Origin of the sequence: Pseudomonas sp. FW300-N2F2 (assembly GCF_017351655.1) — a bacterium.
GTDB classification, from domain to species: domain Bacteria; phylum Pseudomonadota; class Gammaproteobacteria; order Pseudomonadales; family Pseudomonadaceae; genus Aquipseudomonas; species Aquipseudomonas fluorescens_AA.
This window is the reverse complement of the sequence record NZ_JACNDQ010000001.1, coordinates 270,035-291,524: the sequence shown is the minus strand read 5'-3', so window position 1 is coordinate 291,524 and position 21,490 is coordinate 270,035. Positions and strand designations below refer to the sequence as shown.

Genomic DNA, 21,490 nt, shown 5'->3' with positions numbered 1-21,490 from the left:
TCACGTCAAAGCAATCCGCCAGAAACGACAACGCCCGCCTGCAGTTCGCCAGGCGGGCGTTGCGCCAGCGCGAGGAACGGGCCTCAGTGCTTGGTCAGTTTGTCCAGGTACCCCATGGCAAAGGCCGAGACCACGAAGGTCATGTGGATGATCACGTACCACATCAGGTGCTCGGGATCGACGTTCTTGGCGTCCATGAAAATGCGCAGCAGGTGGATGGAGGAAATGGCCACGATCGAGGCGGCGACTTTCATCTTCAGCGATGAAGAGTCCATGGTGCCCAGCCAGTTGAGCTTTTCCTTGTCGGAATCGATGTCCAGTTGCGAAACGAAGTTCTCGTAGCCGGATATCATCACCATCACCAGCAGGCCGCCCACCAGCGCCATGTCGATCAGCGACAGCAGCACCAGGATCAGCTCGGACTCGGCCATGGCGAACACATTGGGGATGATGTGAAAGACTTCCTGGAAGAATTTCAGCGCCAAGGCCAGCAAGCCCAGGGACAGCCCGAAATAGATCGGCGCCAGCAGCCAACGGGAGGCGTACATTGCATTTTCGATAAAGCGTTCCATTGAGTCTCACACCTGGGCTGAAAAATCGCGGCGAGTATATCAGCCACGACCTGCCCCACAAATGCCGGGGCCATCCCTGGTCCCTGCTCTTGTGTCAAAATTTTTCTGCGAGTGCCCGTGCGGCGATGGCCTTCAATGCAGCGGACGAAACTCGAAGCCGCCGACATTGCGACAACGGCCTCCATTGATTTCACGCAGTTGGGCCTGCATGTGCAAGGACCAGATCTGCGGGTCGTCGGCCAGCTCATAGCCGTGCAAGGTCAGGCTCTGCACAATGGTATCGAGGATGGATTCGGCGGCAGTCGGGCCGGGAAATGGCCCCTGGGCCTTGATGGCGGAGGGTTGTTCGCCAGCCATTCCGGCGGCGAAGAGCAAGGTCCACATACCGGTATCTCCCGCCAGGGGGCGGATGGCGCATTCGATACGGGTGACAAGGCCCAGGCATTGACGAGTGAGGCAAAGGTTGCGCGACATGGCGGCGCCCCTCGGTAGATCCGGTATTCAGTCTCGGGAAGAGGCTGTTTCGATCCAATGATGACTCTCGTTATCCTTGAGCTGAGGATAGAAGAAAAGTTCCGGTCCCACGGGCTTTCAAGACCAGAATACGCCGAGCGGTCATAGTGTGAATATTGACGCCAAAGTGGCGGCGTTTTTTTGAAACCGCCCCAAAAATTGTGGGAGCGAGCTTGCTCGCGATAGCGGTGTGACAGTCGACTGATAAGTGACTGAAACTCCGCTATCGCGAGCAAGCTCGCTCCCACAAGGAACTTCCACAGGGGTCTTGCGGCGGTCAGGAGAACATCAAGCCGGCTTGGCCTCCGCCAAGGCCTGCTGCGCCAGTTCCTTTTCCGCTTCCTTGATGTCGTCTTCGCTGATCATTTCCGCGATCACCCGCAGCCGCTCCACCACCCTGGCGTTGACGCTGCCCTCCGGGAACTCGCCGTTTTCATCCGGCTCACCGGCAGGCTCGCCCACCAGCAGGCTCAGGGCTTCGTCGGCCTGACGCACCGCATAGACGTGGAACTGCCCGGCGCGCACGGCGGCCAGCACTTTCTCGTCGAGCATCAGCGTCGCGACGTTGGCCTGGGGAATGATCGCCCCCTGCTCCCCCGTCAACCCCCGGGCTTCGCAGAGGCGGAAGAAGCCTTCGATCTTCTCGTTGACCCCACCCACCGCCTGCACTTCACCGAACTGGTTGATCGAGCCGGTGATGGCAAAGCACTGCTTCAGCGGCGTCTTCGACAGGGCCGAGATCAGCGTACACGCCTCGCCCAGGGATGCACTGTCGCCGTCCACGTAGCCGTAGGATTGCTCCAGGGCAATGCTGGCCGAGATCGCCAGCGGGAATTCCTGGGCATAACGGCTGCCCAGGTAACCGGTGAGGATCATCACGCCTTTGGAGTGGATCGGTTGGCCAAGGTTGACCTCCCGCTCGATGTCGACGATGCCGCTGCCGCCCGGGTACACCGTGGCGGAAATCCGCGCCGGCACGCCAAACGCCGAATCGCCGACCTCCAGCACCGTCAGGCCGTTGCATTTGCCCACGGCCGCACCCGCGGTGTCGATCAGGATGATCCCCGCCAGCATGTCGTCGAGGATCCGCGCCGAGACGCGTCCGGTGCGGGTGGCCTTGGCCTTTAGGGCGCGTTCGATATGGCCGGCATCGGTCATCTCGTCACCGGCCAGTTGGCGAATGAAGTCCGCCTCGCTGACCAGTTGGAACAGGTCGCCGATACGCGCCGACAAGCGCCCCTGGTGTTCGGCCAGCCGGGCACTGTAGGTCGCCAGGCGCGCCACTGCATCGGCGGTCAGTGGCGCCATGCCTTCTTCTGAAGTGCGAGTCTTGAGCAACTGGGCGAACTGCTCCAGGCTCTCGTCGCCCATCGGGATGTCTTCGTCGAAATCCACCAGCACGCGAAACATTTCCTGGAAGTCCGGATCCAGGTCCTGCAAGGCGTAATAGAGCTGACGGGCGCCGATGATCACGACCTTGACCTGCAACGGGATGTGCTGCGGCGTCAGGGTCACCGTGGCCAGCCGTCCCAGCTCCCCCAGGGGTGACTCCATCTTCAGCTTGCGCGATTGCAGGGCGCGCTTGAGCGCATCCCAAACGAACGGCTCGCCAAGCATTTTTTCCGCTTCAAGGATCAGGAAACCGCCATTGGCCCGGTGCAAGGCACCCGGACGCAGCTGTCGGTACGTGGTGTAGAGCGCGCCCTGGTCGGTGCTGTATTCAATCCGGCCGAACAGGTTGTCGTAGGTCGGGTGCGGCTCGAACACCACCGGCGCGCCACCGCTGGACGGATGCCCGACCACCAGGCTTGGCGCGTATTGCTCCTCCAGCAGCTTGCGGGCAATGGCGTCGGTCTTGCTGTCGTCCACCAGTTGCTCGACCACGGTCTTGAGCAGATAGACCTGCATGGCTTGCAGGTAGCCGCAGACCGCGGCGTTCTCCGCGTACTTTTCCGACAGCGGCGCCAGCAACGGTTGCAGGGCCAGGGTGATGGTTTCTTCGTTGAGCTGGCGCAACTGGTTGCTGGACTCGCGCTTCCATTGCGGCAGGCTGGCGAGCTCTTCGTTCAAGCGCTCTTCCAGGCCGGAGATGTCCTCGTGGAAACGCTCGCGCTCGGCCTCCGGCAACTGGGCGAATTCCGCCTCGTCCAGGGCCTTGCCTTCGCTCATCGGCGTGAAGGCGATGTTGCTGCTGTCACGGTACAGCGCGACATCCTTCTCCAGCGCCAGGCGCTCGATCACATCCAGGGCCCGGTCGTAGCGCTGGTTGAAAGCGCGGTCGATGGCGCTTTTTTTCTGCTGGTAGGACGGGTGCTCGAACACCGCCGGAAAGGTCGCCAACAGGTTGTCGATCAAGCCGTTGATGTCACCGATGAACGCACCCGCCGTGCCGGACGGCAGCTCCAGGGCACGGGGCTCGCGGGGCTCATCGAAATTGTTGACGTAGACCCAGTCCGCCGGGGTCTGCAGGCGCTTGCCTTCGGCCTTGAGGTAGCGTTTGACGAAGGAAAACCGGCCGGTGCCGGGCTCGCCCATGACGAATACGTTGTAACCGGGGCGCGGCATGGCCACGCCGAACTGCAAGGCTTCGACCGCACGTTCCTGGCCAAGCACACCGCGAAAGGGCTCCAGATCATTGGTGGTAGAGAAGCTGAACTGTTCAGCGGAAAACGGACGGGTCAGCGCTTCGGGCGCTAGACGCAAGCTGGCAGCAACAGGATCAGGCATCGGGCTTCCTTACATCAGGCGGGGCAGATAGCGGCATTCTGGCGCTGCCTGCACCTGACTGGCAAGGAGCGCCTCAGACCAAAGCATAGTCAATGGGAAAACCCCGGGCGGGGCTCCGTAAACAGGCGATCCCCAGTAATGTTTTTGCAAAATGTCACGGAACCCTGGGATCGTGCCTAAACTCCAAAGTGCGCGGCTGGAACAATAACCGGCCCACTGGCAGCTGTAGGGGCCAGACCCTGTCCATTGGTATGCACATAAAGAGAACATAGCTATGAAACGGATTCTTCTCGGTACTCTCTTCACCGCTGTATCCCTCAACGCCATGGCTCAGGCGCCGGGCGGCCCGGATTGCGGCTGGGGCAACATGCTGTTCGAAGGTCAGCGTGGCACTCCGGCACACTTCCTGGCATCCACCACCAACGGCACTTCCGGTAACGCAACCTTCGGCATGACCTCCGGCACCAACGGCTGCTCGACCAACGCGGCACTGACCTACGGTGGCAAGTCCTGGCTGGCCATGAATGGCATGATGAACGAGCTGTCCGAAGACATGGCCAAGGGTCAGGGCGAAGCGCTGACCACCTATGCCGTGGTACTGGGCGTGGCGCCGGAAGATCGCGCACACTTCTCCGCCGTTACCCACGAGCACTTCCAGCAGATCTTCAGCAAGGCTGACGTGACCGCAGAAGATGTGCATACCAACACCCTGGCCGTACTGAAAAGCGACCCTCGCCTGGCCAAGTACGCCACTCAAGCTTAAGCTCGGCACCACTCGCTCCTCTCGGGGAGCGGGTTTTCTTTTTGGGGCCCCATCGGTCTTTATTTTTTCGACTTTCCAAGTAGCCAACTATGCTCAAACGCCTTGCCTGGCTGGCGCTCTGTGTGTGCGCCCCGCTGTCCGCCGCGCCTCATATCGACCCTCAACGTTTGCAGCAACTGGCCAATGACCGCTTCTGGATCTCCCTGGGTCACTACGAAACCGCCAAATTGGGTGGCTGGCGCAGCTATATCAGCGACAAAAAATTCTTCCTCGCCCCCGATGGCAACGAACACCCTGACCGTGAACTGACCGCCACGCTGCAAGCCCTGTATGGTCCGGCCAGCGCCGGCCAGCAACATGCCCAGTGCGTGTACCCGGCGCGCACCCGCTGGCTGAAGGCGCAGCTCAGCCTGACAGACCTGCCGGCGGTCAACTGCAGCGACTTCACCCAGTGGTTCAAGGACGTGTCGCCCCACAGTGCGGTGATGATTTTCCCCGCCGCGTACCTCAACAGTCCGTCCTCGATGTTCGGCCACACCCTGTTGCGCATCGACCAGGCCGATGTGCAAAGCGACAAGACCGCCCTGCTCAGCTACGCGATCAACTTTGGCGCCTACATCGAAGGTTCGGACAACAGCATCCTCTATGCCTGGAAGGGCCTGATGGGGGGCTATCCCGGCCTGTTCGCCCTGGTGCCGTACCAGGAAAAACTCTCCGAGTACCGTAGCCTGGAGAACCGCGACCTGTGGGAATACCGCCTCAACCTGAGCCAGGCGGAAACCGAGCGCATGGTCGAGCACGTCTGGGAACTCAAGCAGATTCAGTTCGACTATTTCTTTTTCGACGAAAACTGTTCCTATCGCCTGCTCGAATTACTGCAAGTGGCCCGCCCCAGCCTGCGCCTCACCGAACAATTCCCGCTGACGGCGATTCCCACCGACACCGTCAAAGCGGTGAAAGAAGCCGGCCTGGTGGAAAGCATCCAGTATCGGCCGTCCCGGGAACGGGAACTGCTCAGCCGCGCCGAACCGCTCAGCGATGACGAACAACAGTGGGTGCTGAACGTCAGCGCCGATCAGCAGCAACTGCAAGCACCGGCATTCAAGGCGCTGCCCCGCGAACGCCAGGCACTGATCATCGACGCGGCGTATCGCCTGGAACGCTATCGCGCCAACGGCCAGGAACGCGATCCGCAACGGGCCCAGCGCAGCTTCGAGCTGTTGCGGGCGATCAACCAGAACCCCGCACCGGAACTCGACATCCCGCAACCGGGCCTGCCCGAGGATGGCCATGAATCCCGCACCTGGCAGGCAGGCCTCGGCACACGGGGCGACCGGGCGTTCGGCGAATACGGCTTGCGCATGGCCTATCACGACCTCAACGACAACGCCGAAAGTTTCCCGCTGGGGGCACAGATCGAAATCCTGCAATTAAAACTGCGCCAGTACGAAGGCAATGACTGGCAGGTGCAGCAACTGGATCTGGCGACCATTCGCTCCCTGACCCCACGCAACGAGCTGCTGCAACCGCTGTCCTGGCAGGTTACCGGCGGCCTGGAGCGGGTGCCGGGCAAACACGACGATGAAACCTTGGTCAGCCACGTCAACGGCGGGGCCGGTGGCACTTGGGCGCTGGGCGAAGATGTGCTGGGCTTTGCCCTGGGCACGGTGCGGGTGGAGCACAACAACGATTTCGCCCAGTTCATCGCCCCGGCCGCCGGTTTCAACAGCGGCGTGCTGTGGAAAAACCCGCTGGGCAACTTGAGCCTGGAAGCCAAGGGCGATTATTTCGTCAACGGCGAAGTGCGGCGTAGCCTGAGCCTCAACCAGCAATGGGAGTTGTCCCGCAACCTCGGCCTGCGCTTGAGTGCCCAGCGAGAGTTCAGCCACCTGGCTTCGCCGGAGAACGAGGTGATGCTCGAGGTGAAGTGGTATCACTATTGATATCTGAGCGAGAGAGAGGACCGAGGCCCATTCCCAGGTCGAATGGAGGCGAGTTTCGGGGTTCGTTTCGAAGTCAGGCAAAATCAAGTAGATTGGCCCGGATCAACCTTTAATCGGAATTGAATGCTGCGATGCTTGATTATCTGCACATGAAAAACGTGGGGCCTGCTCCTGAGCTCGAAGTTAACTGGGCACCACGAATCAATCTGATTACCGGTGACAATGGACTGGGCAAAAGCTTTTTGCTGGACCTGGCCTGGTGGGCGCTGACACGTACCTGGGCCAATACGCCAGCCCTGCCTGTAAACCCCGGCAAGTCCTCCATTGAATATGTTGTAAAGGGCAAATCCGGCGTCGCCCAGCCTGTCGTGTCGACCTACAAACGGGAAGACAGCTCCTGGCCCCTGAAACAAAGCCGTCCCACCATGCCCGGCATCGTGGTTTACGTACGCATCGATGGTGGTTTCTCCGTATGGGATCCGGCCCGCAATTACTGGCGCTCCGATAAGGATCGACCCGCCGCGTATCACTTTTCCGCCGACGCCGTATGGGATGGCCTCGACGTCAATGGGCAAAGGGTCTGTGAAGGCCTGGAGCGTGACTGGGTCAACTGGCAAAACGGCCACAAACCCCAGTTCGACGCCTTGAAAAACGCGTTGCGCGACCTTTCACCCGCCACTGAACCGTTATGTGTCGGAGCCCCCAGACGAGTCTACCTGGGCGAGGGTCGAGAACGACCGACACTCACCCTTGGCAATCAGAACGTTCCGGTCACGCTGGCCTCTGCCGGCGTAAGACGCGTATTGGGGCTGGCTTATTTTCTCGTATGGGCCTGGTATGAACACCAGGTAGCGGCCGACCTGCTTGGCAAAAAGCCCGAGCGTCGGTTTGTCATCCTGTTCGACGAACCCGAGACTCATCTACATCCAAGGTGGCAACGCACGCTGATGCCCAGCCTGTTGCAGGCCATCAAGACCTTGCGCCGGAACCACGGCGCCGCTCCCCCCCAACTCCTGATTGCCACGCACTCGCCCCTGGTCGCCGCCTCCCTTGAGCCGATATTCGATGGCGAACAGGACGATCAGATTCAATTGTCGATCCAGGACCAGAAGGTCACGCTGACACAAGGACACTGGGCGGCCCAGGGTGACGCCAGCAGTTGGTTGGTCTCTGACACGTTCGGACTGGAACAGGCGCGCTCGCTGGAGGCAGAAAAAGCCATCGAGGCCGCCGAAGCGTTCATGCGTGGTGAGAAGCAACTGCCTGAAGGTCTCAAGACCCGAGCTTCGATCCACAGGGCGCTGCAAAAGCTGCTTCCGGCCCACGATGAATTCTGGCCACGCTGGCTGATCGAGAGCGGCCTCCTGAAGCTCGGCGAGGACAATCAATGATCCCGGTGACCAGGCCAAAGGAACCCACCGATTTCGATAAAAATGTCAGGACACCAGGAAAACAATGGCTCAAGGATAATCCGGGTGCTCCTCGTCCCTCACCGCTCTGGAACAAATGCTCGCAAGCGTTGGCCGATCATTACACCAACCTGTGCGCCTATGCGGCCATGCTCGACCCTACCGGCGGAACGGTCGACCACTACCTCAGCTACAAGAACTACCCGGGCCTGACCTACGAATGGAGCAATTACCGCTTTGCCTCCGGCACGCTGAATTCCAGCAAGAAAACGGCTGATGACACGGTGCTCGATCCCTATGACGTGGGTCCAGGCTGGTTCGAAATCATTTTGCCGTCGCTTCAGATGCGCACCACCGAAGCGATTCCTGCGGCTTATCGCGAAAAAGCCGAGTACACACTCAAACGACTCAAATTGCGTGATGGGGAGCGCGTCATTCGCTGGCGCCAGAGTTGGTACAACATGTACAAACAAAACAAGCTGACGCTCGAAGGACTCCGTGAAGTGGCACCGTTGATTGCCGATGCCGTTGAAAAAGCAGCCCTGTGAAGGCGGCCTTATTTACCTGCAATAGCAGATTTTTTGATCATTCTTTCACCTCCCGCCTACAACTGCGCTTCTAAACTCTCTTGGTAAGGCCGCCAATGCGGCAGGGAGACAAGCATGTGGCGTGCGGTAGCGGTATTGAGTGTGTTGGTGCTGGTCAGCGGCTGTGAAACCACCCACCAGGACCTGATTGCCCGGGGTTATCCACCGGCGTTCGCCGATGGCTATGACGACGGTTGCAGCAGTGGCCGGCAAGCCGCAGGCGTGATTACCGGTCAGTTCCGCAAAGATGTGCCGCGCTATCTGAAGGACCCACGCTACGCAGAAGGCTGGAGCGATGGTTTCCGGCAGTGCCAGGCGATGCGCGAAAGCGAGGAGCGCAATGCCTACCGCGATCGTCATTGGGATGACCACGAACGTGCCTGGCAACAAGAAAAGGACCGGGACGCCGCCCGGGCTTATCGCTCACCGTGAGTCGCGCATAGACATTCGTCGAAACCAAAAGCCTGCGACCATGGACCAAACTCCAATAGAGGAGAACACCATGAGCCGCGCTTTCGTCAACGAAGACAACGCCGCTGCCCAGGCCGACCAGCCGGTCGAACGTCAGGTCAGTGCGCAACCCAATTACGTCACGCCCACCGGGCTTGCCCAACTCCAGGCCCGGGTCGCCGAATTGCAGGCGTTGCACGGCCAGCAGGCGACCCGAGGGGATTTGGCGGACAAACAACGGATCGCCGACCTTGAACGGGATCTGCGCTATTTCAAGCAGCGCCTGCAAAGCGCCCAGGTCGTTGCACCGATGTCGTCCGATCAAGTGCGGATCGGGCATTGGGTGACCTTTGTCGATGATCAGGATCACGAACAGCGAGTGCAGTTAGTGGGTGAAGACCAGGCCGATGCGGCCAGTGGCTTGATCAACTGGGGCTCGCCGCTGGGGCGGGCGTTGTTGGGGGCGAAGGTGGGGGATGAAGTGACATGGAAGCGACCACTGGGAGATCTCGCCATCGAGGTCGTGGCGATAGATATTCCATGATGTAGCCGGCTTCTTTAAACATGATTAAAGACTCTAACATCAAGACCCGACAACAATCTGTTACTTGCCTGTGGCCATATGTAACTGCAACATGAGGTCATAACAACAAGTTTGCGTCAAATCAGGACCATGCTACTGTTTTTCCCGCACCGTAATCGGCGCACTGTAAAAACAGAAAGGAGATGCACTAATGAGCGAGCAGATACTGGCAATGTCAGGTGACTTCGACAGCGACTTCAAGTTCTACCAACAGGTCACTGATCTCGGCTCCGAGTCAGCAGCACTGACTATTGTCGAATGCGGCACCATAAACTGCAGCGCTCTTTTATGCTAAATCCTTTTCCATCAAAACAGACCTGCACAACAGGTCTTTGATACTCCCTAACCCCACCTATAAAACAACATCATCAACATCCTACCGTTCGGATGCGCTTGCTCGCACCCAACTGACTGTACTTGATGTTTGATAACTGATGAGGAAAACACCATGAGCGAACAGATCCTGAACATGTCCGGTGACTTCTATAGCGACTTCGACGCTTATCAAGCGCCCACCAAAAACATGGGCTCGATACTGGCAACGACAATGGAATGCAACACCTTTGGCACGTGCACCAATCTCGAATGCTCGACACTCGGCTGCTAAGCCCTTCCACTGATCGTCCAAACAGGCAACACCCATAACCATAGAGCAGGCAACGCCTGCTCTATCCATTTCAGGATCGACGGCATGCTTGTTAACGCTTTGAAGTTGAATCAGCGAGGTCAGTACAGATTCACTTCCGACGGCGACATCGCCCTTTTTTTAAACAACCTGACCCGCCTGCATGCTGATGATCAGGCCTTGCTGGATCATTTCGGGTTGAACCGGGAACAACTGGCGTCGTATGCCAAGGCACCCGGTAACCCACAGCGCCAGCCTGACGACGGCGAAACCGTCTTGAGGGCCTTGAAGGAAAAGCTTGCTCGCCTTGACAGCCTTCACGTCGGCAGGGAAAAGACCGCGAGCGGCAAAGACAATTTTTATTGGTTTGGCTACCGCTTTTTTCTTTATTTCATCGATACGTTCAAGGCGGATGGGCGCTACGCCAAGGCGTCACTGCACATTGATGAAGCCGCCCTGCTGGCAAGCCTTGAGCACTATGTCTTGGCCCGTGTCGGACGCGCATCGGAACAAAGCCTGGTCCACTATCTGAATACGCGGATTGCGGACGGCGACGGGATTGACCTGGGCGGGTTCAGCGAACAGTTGCGCACGTTGCCGCTGTTTGAATTTTTCGATTCATATCCTGTGCTGGCAACACTGCTTTTTGATTTACTGGAAGACACCCTCAACTATCTTTATGCGGTCATACTCGACTTCGCCGGCGATGTTGACGCACTGGAGATGGCATTCTCAATTCCATCCCGAAAAATCGACGCTATCGAGTTCGGCCTGGGTGACCCTCACGGTCGCGGTGAAACGGTCTGCCAGGTTAAATTCCGCACAACCTCCTTGGTCTACAAACCACGGGCAAGCCGTGAAGCAGTTTTTTTCAATCGCCTGCTGGGACAATTACGTGAGTGGACAGACGCGGATTGTTTTTCTATTCGCGCGCCAAGGATTCTCAGCCGCGAACGGCATAGCTGGGTAGAAAAAATCGACAACACGCCTTGTGACAGCGCAGCAGACGTAGCGCTGTTCTACAAAAAGATGGGCGCACAGATCGCTGTCATTCATGCACTCAACGGCATCGACTTCCATTACGAGAACATCATTGCGTGTGGCAGCAGCCCTGTCATGATCGATCTTGAGTGCTTGTTCACTGCGTCCACCAGCGACCTGCTACTCGAACTGCCTCTCGATAGCGCACTGTCCAACACCTTCAAATTGATCCAGCAGTCGGTGTGCTCCAGCGGCTTCGTACCCTTTTCACAAAAGTCCAATAACGACCAGAGCGGGCTGACTCGGCAAGCGCTGTTCATTTCCACCCGCCACTCCCTGGTTTTCGAAGATGGCTTTTACCATTTACGTAAAGTCGAGTTCGAACACCTTCTGCAGCAAAAGCATTTGCCGCTTTTGCAGGGTGAACGCAAGGGGCATGAAACGTATAAAGCCGAACTTGTCCACGGCTTTGAATATGCTTATGGCGAGTTGATGACGCATCGGCACACGATCATGCAGATGCTTGAGCAATCCGCAGGCGAATTATCAACCCGTGTTTTGCTCAAAAACTCTCAACGTTATGCGGACTTTATCGGACTGAGCCGCCATCCTCGCTTCATGAAAAACATGTTGGACCGGGAGCTTCTGCTTGCAACCCTGTGGAAAGACTTGAAAGAGCCCTATCGAGCAAAGGGCATCCCGCGTTATGAAATAGCCGACCTGCAAAGATCCAGCATTCCGTGTTTCACCATGCCGCTCAACTCCAACGCTTTGATGAGCGCACAAGGTGAAACAATAGACATGACGAAAGTACAACCCCCGATAAAAAGCTGCTTACAGAAAATAGCCAATCTGTCCGCAGCCGATAGGGCATTACAACTCACACTGCTCGAAATGTGTTTGTATCCAGAGTCAAATGGACAGCCGTCATCACGTGCCCCCCTAAACAAAGCGCCCCAAGCGGATCGACTCGACGCAATACTCGGCATCAGTTCCCGCCTCGAAGCGCTTGCGATCAAGGGAACGGCAACGGACGTCAGTTGGTTGGCTTTTCATACGCACCCAACGACTCATGGAAAATACCCTTCACCCATGGATCATGGGTTGTACTCCGGTATCGCCGGGATTGGGTTGTTTTATCTGAGCCTGTTCAAGGTAAGCGGCAAACCACACTTGTTGTCGCTCATGGATCAGGTACTGGCCTCACTGGAGCAGCATTTTGGCTTTTTCAAAGCCGACCTGACCGTCAGTGCCTATCATGGCCTGGGCTCTTATCTCTATCTGCTCATCAATCGTCGCCAAATCACCGGCGATCCGCAACACGATGAGAAAATTGCCAGCCTGCTGACCCAACTGATTGATGTCCCCCCTGAAGACTACGATTTCGACTTCCTGGGCGGCTGTTGTGGTGCGGTGACGCTGCTGGCCAATATCCATGGGTTATCGGCGCAAGCGGATGTGCGGCCGGCCATTCGGCGCATGGTTGCCTACATAAAGGACCAGATACTGATCGAAGAAGGCCAGCTTCTTCGACGTGATGACCGCTCCGTCATTTTAACGGGCCTGTCCCATGGTCTCTCCGGCGTCATCCAGGCCTTGTGCAAAGCCTATGATGTGACCGGCGATATGGCGTTGGTGCCCTTGGCCATCCAGGTACTGGAGGGTGAAAATCGCTTGAGCCGAGAGGGTTTCTGGCTGGACCTGAGAGACCTGGGCCCTGTCGACCATGCCACCAAGTGGTGTCACGGAGACGGCGGCATCCTCATCGCCAGGCGACAACTCATGAAGTCGATGGGCGAGGCCTTGGACGAAACCACCCGGCAGACGGTGCTCGACGACATCCAGCGTTGCGAGAACAATCTCTGGCAGCACGGCTTGGGCGATGGCTATAACCTGTGCCATGGCGATTTCGGCAATCTGATCTGCCTTTATGACTTGTATCGGCACGCCGATAACCCCGAGGGCATCAGCAGGGTCAAGCAGGCGCTTGGCGAAGTCGCCCGGCAGTTTTTCGAAGGCCCCTTCCTCGACCATGATCGGGTTCCCGATGTCAGCCTGCTGACGGGCATTACGGGGGCAGGTTATGCCTTGCTGTATGAGATCGATCCAACGATCCCCAACATACTCTCGCTCGATTTCGCGCTGCAGACGTAGGCTAGAACTGTGGGAGCGAGCTCGCTCGCGATGGCGGTGGATCAGTCAACTTCAATGTCACTGACCACCGCCATCGCGAGCAAGCTCGCTCCCACATTCCTGATCTGCAACCGACCCTATCAGGCCAGTTTCTTGTGCCGTACACGATGCGGCTGGGCGGCCGCTTCGCCGAGGCGTTTCTTGCGATCGGCTTCGTACTCGGTGTAGTTGCCTTCGAAGAATACCGCTTGGGAGTCGTCTTCGTACGCCAGGATGTGGGTCGCCACACGGTCGAGGAACCACCGATCGTGGGAGATCACAATGGCGGCGCCCGGGAAGTCCAGCAAGGCTTCTTCCAGGGAACGCAGGGTTTCGACGTCGAGGTCGTTGGACGGTTCGTCGAGCAGCAGGACGTTGCCGCCCTCTTTCAAGGTCAACGCCAGGTGCAAGCGACCGCGTTCACCGCCGGACAGGTCCTTGACGAACTTCTGCTGGTCGCCGCCCTTGAAGTTGAAGCGACCAACATAAGTGCGCGACGGAATTTCATAGCTGCCGATGCGGATCTGGTCGGAACCGTCGGAGATCTGCTGGAACACAGTCTTGCTGCCGTCCAGGTCCTCGCGGCTCTGGTCGACGCAAGCCAGTTGCACGGTCTCACCGATTTCGATGCTGCCCGAATCCGGGGTTTCCTTGCCCATCAGCATGCGGAACAGCGTGGATTTACCCGCGCCGTTACCACCGATCACACCGACGATGGCGCCTTTGGGCATAGAGAACGACAGGTTGTCGATCAGCACGCGGTCGCCATAACCCTTGGTGACGTTCTTGAACTCGATGACCTTGTCGCCCAGGCGTGGACCGGCCGGGATGTAGATCTCGTTGGTTTCGCTGCGCTTCTGGAATTCCTGGGACTGCATTTCCTCGAAGCGCTGCAGACGTGCCTTGGATTTGGACTGGCGGGCCTTGGCGCCTTTGCGCACCCACTCCAGTTCTTCCTTCATGGCTTTTTCATGGGCCGACTGCTGCTTGGATTCCTGGGCCAGACGATCGGACTTGGCTTCCAGCCAGCCCGAATAGTTGCCCTCGTACGGAATGCCTGCGCCGCGGTCGAGTTCCAGGATCCAGCCGGCGACGTTGTCCAGGAAGTAACGGTCGTGCGTGATCGCAACCACGGTGCCCGGGAAGTCATGCAGGAAGTGTTCGAGCCAGGCGACGGAGTCGGCGTCCAAGTGGTTGGTCGGTTCGTCGAGCAGCAGCATGTCCGGGGCCGACAGCAGCAGGCGGCACAAGGCCACGCGGCGCTTTTCACCACCGGAGAGGTGTTCGACCTTCGCATCCCAGGCCGGCAGGCGCAGTGCATCGGCGGCAACTTCCAGTTGGCGATCCAGGTTGTGGCCGTCGCTGGCCTGCAGGATCGCTTCGAGCTTGGCCTGTTCGGCGGCCAGCTTGTCGAAGTCGGCATCCGGGTCGGCGTAGGCGGCATAGACCTCGTCGAGGCGCGCCTGGGCGTCCTTGATCACGCTGACCGCTTCCTCGACCACTTCACGCACGGTCTTGCTCGGGTCCAACTGCGGTTCCTGGGGCAGGTAACCGATGTTCAGGTCCGGCATCGGACGGGCTTCACCGTCGAATTCGTTATCGACGCCGGCCATGATTTTCAGCAGCGTGGACTTACCCGAGCCGTTGAGACCCAGTACGCCGATCTTGGCCCCGGGGAAGAACGACAATGAAATATTTTTCAGGATTTCCCGCTTCGGCGGAACAACTTTGCTCAGCCGATGCATGGTGAAGACGTATTGAGCCATGGTGAACCTAGCGTCAGTGACAGGTGAAAAGAACGAGCCAGGCCATGCGCGGCGCCGGCACTTGACGGTCATCAATGCCTGCGGGCGGATAGAGCCTGGGAATCTGGAGCTGGAACGCTCTTGTTTGACCGGCAAAGCTACCTCAACCGTCGGTCAAGGTCCAGCCGCCAGGGGCTGGCACTTTGCCACAAGTCAAGGCATGCTAGCCGCCCTTCGGGCGTCCGGCTTATAGTGCACGTCGCGCCAGTCCAGCAAACTGCAGGATTACAGCTTGTCCAACGTCACTCCGCCCCTGTCCCCTCGCGCACCCGCTGTCGTGCCCGGCTCGCCCCTGCGCGGGACGCTGAAGGGCGCGCTGGCCACGCTGGTGCTGCTATTGCTCGGCTTGCTGTTCTGGCAACTGCTTGACCAATTGCGTGAAACCCAACAGCAACAGCGCCAATACACCATCGACTACACCGCCGATCTTGCCTCGCAAGTCAGCCTGAACATGGCCCTGAACGCGCAAATCGCCCTCAACCTGCTACCGATCGTCGAACAGCCACAAAGTGCTGACGAACAGCAGGCCCTGGTACGTAAACTCCAGCAATCGTTACCCGAGTTGCGCAGCCTGGCACTGCTGAGCCCTTCCGGGCGAGTGCTCAGTGACAGCGACGCCGACAGCCATGACGCCGACTACCTGGGTGAACTGGTGCGGCGCAGCCGGGCCCAGGCCCATTATTTCAGCAATGCCGAAGACGGCTCCGTGGTGCATCTGTTGTTGCACCAGGCCAGCGGCAGCAGCCGTGGCTATTGGGCCCTGCGCCTGACGCCGAACTTTTTCGCCACCTTGACCAAGCAAGCCGATGTGGGGCTGCGCCCGCTGTGGCTGGTGGAAAACCGCCTCAACCAGCAGATCGTCAGCCGCGACGAAAGCCTGCCCTCCATCAGCCCTGCCCACCTGTCGCCGGACGACCTGGAGAACACGGTACTGACCGTGCCCCTGAGCAGCAGCGATTGGCAACTGCGGGGGCTGTTCGACCGTCGCCAGGTGATCGAGCAACTGCTGCCGGCCTTCATCGGCAAGTGCCTGCTGGGCCTGGCGTTTTCGTTATTGCCCGTCATCGCCCTCTTGAACATGCGTCGGCGCCAGCGACAGTTGCACGAAGGTCGACGGCGTTACCAGGATATTTTCGAAGGCACCGGCGTGGCCCTGTGCGTGCTGGACCTGTCGGGGCTCAAGGCCTTTTTTGAGCGGGCGGGCCTGCACAATGGCGATCAATTGCGCGCCTGGCTGCAAACCGCTCACCAACTCGAGCAATTGCGCCAGGAAGTTCACGTCACCGAAGTCAACCAGATGGCGTTGAAACTGCTCAACGTCGACTCCTGTGCCCAGGCTTGGCAGTTGCTGGTCGGCAAGGGCACGCCAGACAACAACCCCATCGGCTCGAAACTGCTCGAAGCGCTGCTCGACCAACACAAGCAACTGGAACTGGAAATCAAGCTCCAGGACGCCCATGGCCGTGACCAGCACCTGTGGCTGGTGCTGCGCCTGCCGGAAAAACAGCCCGACTACAACGCAGTCATCCTGAGCATCAGCGACATCACCAGCCGCAAGCTGATCGAGCTCTCGCTGCTCGAACGCGAAGGTTTCTGGTCCGACGTGGTGCGCACCGTTCCGGATCATCTCTATGTGCAGGATGTCATCAGCCAGCGGATGATCTTCAGCAACCATCACCTGGGCCAGACCCTGGGCTACGACCGCACCGAACTGCACCAGATGGGCGAGTACTTCTGGGAAATCCTGCTGCACAGCGACGACGCCGATCACTACCACAACCTGCGCCAGGAACAACGGCGCGGCGGGTACACGCAGCTGTTGCAATGCCAATTGCGCTTTCGCCATCGCAATGGCAAATGGCGCTGTTTCGACATTCGCGAACAGGCACTGGCCCGGGACCGGCATGACCAGGTGACCCGGATCATCGGCGTGGCCAAGGACGTCACCGAGCAGATCGAGGCCAGCGAATCGCTGCGCGACAGCGAGCAACGCTACCGGATGCTCGCCGAAAGCATCAGCGACGTGATTTTCTCCACCGACAACAAGCTTTCGCTCAACTATGTCAGCCCGTCGGTGCAAGCGGTGCTGGGTTACACCGCCGACTGGATTTTCCAGAACGGCTGGCAATCGATCATCGCCAATCCGCAACAACTGACCGGCATCTACAGCCTGATGGACCACGTCAGCAAGGCCCTCGACAAGCCCGAGCATCTGGCCGAGCTGCGTAACCAGATGCAGACCCAACTGTTCCTGTTCGACTGCCTGCGCGCCGATGGGCGCAAGATCCCCATCGAGCTGCGGCTGGTGCTGGTGTGGGATGAACACGGCGCGTTCGAAGGCGTGCTGGGCGTTGGCCGCGACATCAGCCAACAGCGTCGCGCCGAAAAAGACCTGCGCATGGCCGCCACGGTCTTCGAGCACTCGACCTCGGCGATCCTGATCACCGACCCGGCCGGCTACATTGTCCAGGCCAACGAAGCCTTCAGTCGCGTCAGCGGTTATGCCGTGTCGCAAGTGCTGGACCAGTTGCCCAACATGCTGACCGTGGACGAGCAACAGGAAGCCCACTTGCGCTACGTGCTCAAGCAGTTGCAACAGCACAGCACCTGGGAAGGCGAAGTCTGGCTCAAGCGCCGCAATGGCGAACACTACCCGGCCTGGGTCGGCATCACCGCCGTGCTGGACGACGAAGGCGACCTGGCCAGCTATGTGTGCTTCTTCAGCGACATCAGCGAACGCAAGGCCAGCGAGCAGCGCATCCATCGCCTGGCCTATTACGACGCCCTGACCCACCTGCCCAACCGCACGCTGTTCCAGGATCGCCTGCACACTGCGCTGCAATCGGCCGAGCGGCAGAAGACCTGGGTCGTGCTCATGTTCCTCGACCTTGACCGCTTCAAGCCGATCAACGACTCCCTGGGCCACGCCGCCGGCGACCGGATGCTCAAGGAGATGGCCACGCGCCTGCTCGGCTGCGTCGCCGACGACGACACCGTGGCGCGCATGGGCGGCGACGAGTTCACCCTGCTGCTGCAACCACGCGTCAGCCGTGAAATGGCGCTGAACCGGGCCATCACTGTGGCCGAGCAGATCCTCGCCAGCCTGGTCCGGCCATTCGTGCTCGAAGGCCGCGAGTTTTTCGTCACCGCCAGTATCGGTATCGCCCTGAGCCCCCAGGATGGCAACGAACTGAGCCAGTTGATGAAGAACGCCGACACGGCCATGTATCACGCCAAGGAGCGTGGCAAGAACAACTTCCAGTTCTACCAGGCCGACATGAACGCCAGCGCCCTGGAGCGCCTGGAACTGGAAAGCGACCTGCGCCACGCCTTGGAGCAGAACGAGTTCGTGCTGTATTACCAGCCGCAGTTCAGCGGCGATGGCAAACGTTTGACCGGCGCCGAGGCCCTGCTGCGCTGGCGCCATCCGCGACGTGGGTTGGTGCCACCGGGGGATTTCATCCCGGTGCTCGAAGAGCTCGGGCTGGTGGTGGATGTCGGCGACTGGGTCATCACCGAAGCCTGCCGACAACTCAGGACCTGGCACCAGGCCAAGGTCCGGGTGCCGAAGGTCTCGGTCAACATTTCGGCCCGGCAGTTCTCCGACGGCCAGTTGGGCACGCGCATCGCCAATATCCTGCGCAGCACCGGCCTGCCCCCGGCCTGCCTGGAGCTGGAACTGACGGAAAGTATCCTGATGCGCGAAGTCAGCGAGGCGATGCAAATCCTCGCCGGGCTGAAAAACCTGGGCCTGAGCATCGCCGTCGATGACTTCGGCACCGGTTATTCATCGCTCAACTACCTCAAGCAATTCCCCATCGACGTGCTGAAGATCGACCGCACCTTCGTCGACGGCCTGCCGTCCGGCGAGCAGGATGCGCAGATCGCCCGGGCAATCATCGCCATGGCCCACAGCCTCAACCTGGCGGTGATCGCCGAGGGCGTCGAGACCCACGAGCAGCTGGATTTCCTGCGCGAGCATGGCTGCGACGAAGTCCAGGGCTACCTGTTCGGCCGACCGATGCCGGCCAATCGGTTCGAAGCGCAGTTCAGCAATGATGCGTTGTTCATGCTCGACTGAGGCTCTTCGGTGCCTGTAGTGGCCTCATCGCGAGCAAGCTCGCTCCCACAGGGTGATGGGCACGCAGGTCCAAATGTGGGAGCGAGCTTGCTCGCGATGGGCCCCGCCAAGGCTACGCAGAATGTCGCGTGAATCCCATTCGTCCGCGACATGACGCCCTTTCATATGCCTTCCAAAACCGGTTGAGGTAGAATGCCCCCCTTTTCTGCCCCGATCCTTGAGGACCGCCATGTTCAGCCGTGATTTGACTATTGCCAAGTACGACGCCGATCTCTTTGCCGCCATGGAGCAAGAAGCTCAGCGCCAGGAAGAGCACATTGAGCTGATCGCTTCGGAAAACTACACCAGCCCCGCGGTGATGGAAGCTCAAGGCTCGGTACTGACCAACAAGTACGCCGAAGGTTACCCGGGCAAGCGCTACTACGGTGGTTGCGAGTACGTCGACGTGGTCGAGCAACTGGCCATCGACCGCGCCAAGGAACTGTTCGGCGCCGATTACGCCAACGTCCAGCCGCACGCTGGTTCCCAAGCCAACGCCGCCGTGTACCTGGCGCTGCTGTCGGCCGGTGACACCATCCTGGGCATGAGCCTGGCCCACGGCGGTCACCTGACCCACGGCGCCAGCGTTTCCTCCTCCGGCAAGCTGTACAACGCCATCCAGTACGGCATCGACGGCAACGGCCTGATCGACTACGACGAAGTCGAGCGCCTGGCCCTCGAGCACAAGCCGAAAATGATCGTGGCCGGTTTCTCCGCCTACTCGCAGATCCTCGACTTCCCACGCTTCCGCGCAATCGCCGACAAGGTCGGTGCCTACCTGTTCGTCGACATGGCCCACGTGGCCGGCCTGGTCGCCGCGGGCGTGTACCCGAACCCGGTGCCGTTCGCAGACGTGGTCACCACCACCACCCACAAGACCCTGCGCGGTCCACGTGGCGGCCTGATCCTGGCGCGCGCCAATGCCGACATCGAGAAGAAGCTGAACTCCGCCGTCTTCCCGGGCGCCCAGGGTGGCCCGCTGGAGCACGTGATCGCAGCCAAGGCGATCTGCTTCAAGGAAGCGCTGCAGCCTGAGTTCAAGGCTTACCAGCAACAAGTGGTGAAAAACGCCAAGGCCATGGCCGGCGTGTTCATCGAACGCGGCTTCGACGTGGTGTCCGGCGGTACTGAAAACCACCTGTTCCTGCTCTCGCTGATCAAGCAGGACATCTCCGGCAAAGACGCTGACGCGGCGCTGGGCAAGGCGTTCATCACCGTGAACAAGAACTCGGTGCCAAACGACCCACGCTCTCCGTTCGTCACTTCGGGCCTGCGCTTCGGCACCCCGGCCGTGACCACTCGCGGCTTCAAGGAAGCCGAGTGCAAGGAGTTGGCCGGCTGGATCTGCGACATCCTGGCGGACCTGAACAACGAAGCGGTCATCGACGCCGTGCGTGAGAAGGTCAAGGCTATCTGCAAGAAGCTGCCGGTATACGGCGCTTAATCAGCTCGCCAACACGTAGCCAAAAAGGCCCGCATCGAAAGATGCGGGCCTTTTTTATTGGCATGCATAACATACGACCAGACAACTAACGCCAGCCAGCATTTAACGTCCTGCAATACAGGCAATCCCACAAGCGACTAATAACTCAATAAGATCCAACTCGCCCCACCCCAAACTTAATCAACCCTTACAGGAGTCAATATTCACATGGACAGTGAACATTCCTTTCATGCAACACTTGATATGTTTAGCGCTCACGTCAACCTACTGGAACGGCTGCATGGCAAACCCGCGATGGCGACCGTCAGTTCTTTCAGCGGTGGATTTTATACCGGCAAACCCCAGACCCAGGACCACTCACACCTGCTTGGCATGCGCGCCGAAGACCCGAGGACGCGTGGCGAGCCCTTGCGACTGCATTTCCGGCATACGGCGGGTGGCTATCTGCTGACCATAAAAAACGCCGGCGAGCACTACAACAAACTGCTCAGTAAAAGTTGGTTTGAAGTACTTGGCGCACAGGATCCCAATACTAAAATGCCAACACTTTTTACTCTTATCGACTTTCAACAGAATGTCCTCACGCCGAAAACCATCAAACCCGGTCACAGCCGTATTTCACTCATGACAGCCAATAGAAAACATGTGGGGGGCTTAAGATTACGGGGCTCGCCTTATCTCTATCTTGCCGAGACGGAAGAACAGTCAAAGGCGACGTTCATTCTGAGCAACCTCGGAGAAAAATACCCGTAGAACATTTTAATGCAAGGCAGGGACACCCCATCTATCCCCCTGT

Annotated in this window: 16 protein-coding genes; 12 read left to right on the top strand and 4 right to left on the bottom strand. The window is 59.2% G+C overall.

What is annotated here, in order from left to right; genetic code table 11:
• Positions 1-83: 83 nt before the first annotated feature.
• The 3 genes from J4E63_RS01340 to J4E63_RS01330 all read right to left on the bottom strand — a co-directional run bounded on the left by J4E63_RS01340 (position 84) and on the right by J4E63_RS01330 (position 3,812).
• Entirely contained in the window at positions 84-572 is a 489-nt protein-coding gene (locus J4E63_RS01340; RefSeq protein ID WP_047230159.1) for a TIGR00645 family protein, read from the bottom strand.
• A gap of 132 nt (positions 573-704) precedes the next feature.
• Complete coding sequence (locus tag J4E63_RS01335) at positions 705-1,046, bottom strand: hypothetical protein (RefSeq protein ID WP_013694243.1); 342 nt, start codon at positions 1,044-1,046, stop codon at positions 705-707.
• Positions 1,047-1,373: 327 nt separating this feature from the next.
• Positions 1,374-3,812, bottom strand: a complete 2,439-nt coding sequence (locus J4E63_RS01330; RefSeq protein ID WP_060740549.1) for a Lon protease family protein — start codon at positions 3,810-3,812, stop codon at positions 1,374-1,376.
• Between the two features lie 274 nt (positions 3,813-4,086).
• Between J4E63_RS01330 and J4E63_RS01325 the strand changes: the two genes are divergently transcribed.
• From J4E63_RS01325 to lanM, 9 genes are all read left to right on the top strand, one after another.
• A complete protein-coding gene (locus tag J4E63_RS01325; RefSeq protein ID WP_057451579.1) occupies positions 4,087-4,575 on the top strand; it encodes a DUF3015 domain-containing protein in 489 nt (162 codons plus the stop codon).
• A gap of 89 nt (positions 4,576-4,664) precedes the next feature.
• Complete coding sequence (locus tag J4E63_RS01320; protein WP_207280811.1) at positions 4,665-6,518, top strand: DUF4105 domain-containing protein; 1,854 nt, start codon at positions 4,665-4,667, stop codon at positions 6,516-6,518.
• Between the two features lie 131 nt (positions 6,519-6,649).
• Complete coding sequence (locus J4E63_RS01315; protein ID WP_207280809.1) at positions 6,650-7,909, top strand: AAA family ATPase; 1,260 nt, start codon at positions 6,650-6,652, stop codon at positions 7,907-7,909.
• Positions 7,906-8,475, top strand: coding sequence for a hypothetical protein (locus tag J4E63_RS01310; RefSeq protein WP_207280807.1), 570 nt, complete (start codon positions 7,906-7,908; stop codon positions 8,473-8,475). Before J4E63_RS01315 ends, J4E63_RS01310 begins: the two co-directional genes overlap by 4 nt.
• A gap of 114 nt (positions 8,476-8,589) precedes the next feature.
• Positions 8,590-8,946 (top strand): hypothetical protein, encoded by a 357-nt coding sequence (locus J4E63_RS01305; protein ID WP_207280805.1) that lies wholly within the window; start codon positions 8,590-8,592, stop codon positions 8,944-8,946.
• A gap of 70 nt (positions 8,947-9,016) precedes the next feature.
• Positions 9,017-9,508 carry a GreA/GreB family elongation factor gene (locus J4E63_RS01300; protein WP_207280804.1) on the top strand — a complete coding sequence of 164 codons (492 nt, stop codon included), beginning with the start codon at positions 9,017-9,019 and terminating at the stop codon, positions 9,506-9,508.
• A gap of 190 nt (positions 9,509-9,698) precedes the next feature.
• Positions 9,699-9,842 (top strand): hypothetical protein, encoded by a 144-nt coding sequence (locus tag J4E63_RS01295; protein ID WP_207280803.1) that lies wholly within the window; start codon positions 9,699-9,701, stop codon positions 9,840-9,842.
• Between the two features lie 153 nt (positions 9,843-9,995).
• A complete protein-coding gene (locus J4E63_RS01290; RefSeq protein WP_170842353.1) occupies positions 9,996-10,154 on the top strand; it encodes a hypothetical protein in 159 nt (52 codons plus the stop codon).
• Positions 10,155-10,238: 84 nt separating this feature from the next.
• A complete protein-coding gene (lanM, locus tag J4E63_RS01285) occupies positions 10,239-13,307 on the top strand; it encodes a type 2 lanthipeptide synthetase LanM (RefSeq protein ID WP_207280799.1) in 3,069 nt (1,022 codons plus the stop codon).
• A gap of 119 nt (positions 13,308-13,426) precedes the next feature.
• On the opposite strand, the gene ettA is transcribed toward lanM, so the two are convergent.
• Entirely contained in the window at positions 13,427-15,091 is a 1,665-nt protein-coding gene (gene ettA, locus J4E63_RS01280; protein WP_192263824.1) for an energy-dependent translational throttle protein EttA, read from the bottom strand.
• A 271-nt stretch (positions 15,092-15,362) separates the two neighbouring features.
• Here ettA and J4E63_RS01275 point away from each other — a divergent pair, with 271 nt between their 5' ends.
• From J4E63_RS01275 to J4E63_RS01265, 3 genes are all read left to right on the top strand, one after another.
• The gene (locus J4E63_RS01275; protein WP_207280797.1) at positions 15,363-19,211 is read left to right on the top strand and encodes a bifunctional diguanylate cyclase/phosphodiesterase; all 3,849 of its coding nucleotides are present in this window, start codon (positions 15,363-15,365) and stop codon (positions 19,209-19,211) included.
• 229 nt (positions 19,212-19,440) lie between these two features.
• Entirely contained in the window at positions 19,441-20,694 is a 1,254-nt protein-coding gene (glyA, locus tag J4E63_RS01270; RefSeq protein WP_060740543.1) for a serine hydroxymethyltransferase, read from the top strand.
• A gap of 207 nt (positions 20,695-20,901) precedes the next feature.
• Positions 20,902-21,447 (top strand): hypothetical protein, encoded by a 546-nt coding sequence (locus tag J4E63_RS01265; RefSeq protein ID WP_207280796.1) that lies wholly within the window; start codon positions 20,902-20,904, stop codon positions 21,445-21,447.
• Positions 21,448-21,490 lie beyond the last annotated feature (43 nt).

What these genes read in the sequence shown, in the direction of transcription:
- J4E63_RS01340 (WP_047230159.1), bottom strand. Translation starts at nt 572, where the DNA reads ATGGAACGCTTTATCGAAAATGCAATGTACGCCTCCCGTTGGCTGCTG.
- J4E63_RS01335 (WP_013694243.1), bottom strand. Translation starts at nt 1,046, where the DNA reads ATGTCGCGCAACCTTTGCCTCACTCGTCAATGCCTGGGCCTTGTCACC.
- J4E63_RS01330 (WP_060740549.1), bottom strand. Translation starts at nt 3,812, where the DNA reads ATGCCTGATCCTGTTGCTGCCAGCTTGCGTCTAGCGCCCGAAGCGCTG.
- J4E63_RS01325 (WP_057451579.1), top strand. Translation starts at nt 4,087, where the DNA reads ATGAAACGGATTCTTCTCGGTACTCTCTTCACCGCTGTATCCCTCAAC.
- J4E63_RS01320 (WP_207280811.1), top strand. Translation starts at nt 4,665, where the DNA reads ATGCTCAAACGCCTTGCCTGGCTGGCGCTCTGTGTGTGCGCCCCGCTG.
- J4E63_RS01315 (WP_207280809.1), top strand. Translation starts at nt 6,650, where the DNA reads ATGCTTGATTATCTGCACATGAAAAACGTGGGGCCTGCTCCTGAGCTC.
- J4E63_RS01310 (WP_207280807.1), top strand. Translation starts at nt 7,906, where the DNA reads ATGATCCCGGTGACCAGGCCAAAGGAACCCACCGATTTCGATAAAAAT.
- J4E63_RS01305 (WP_207280805.1), top strand. Translation starts at nt 8,590, where the DNA reads ATGTGGCGTGCGGTAGCGGTATTGAGTGTGTTGGTGCTGGTCAGCGGC.
- J4E63_RS01300 (WP_207280804.1), top strand. Translation starts at nt 9,017, where the DNA reads ATGAGCCGCGCTTTCGTCAACGAAGACAACGCCGCTGCCCAGGCCGAC.
- J4E63_RS01295 (WP_207280803.1), top strand. Translation starts at nt 9,699, where the DNA reads ATGAGCGAGCAGATACTGGCAATGTCAGGTGACTTCGACAGCGACTTC.
- J4E63_RS01290 (WP_170842353.1), top strand. Translation starts at nt 9,996, where the DNA reads ATGAGCGAACAGATCCTGAACATGTCCGGTGACTTCTATAGCGACTTC.
- lanM (WP_207280799.1), top strand. Translation starts at nt 10,239, where the DNA reads ATGCTTGTTAACGCTTTGAAGTTGAATCAGCGAGGTCAGTACAGATTC.
- ettA (WP_192263824.1), bottom strand. Translation starts at nt 15,091, where the DNA reads ATGGCTCAATACGTCTTCACCATGCATCGGCTGAGCAAAGTTGTTCCG.
- glyA (WP_060740543.1), top strand. Translation starts at nt 19,441, where the DNA reads ATGTTCAGCCGTGATTTGACTATTGCCAAGTACGACGCCGATCTCTTT.
- J4E63_RS01265 (WP_207280796.1), top strand. Translation starts at nt 20,902, where the DNA reads ATGGACAGTGAACATTCCTTTCATGCAACACTTGATATGTTTAGCGCT.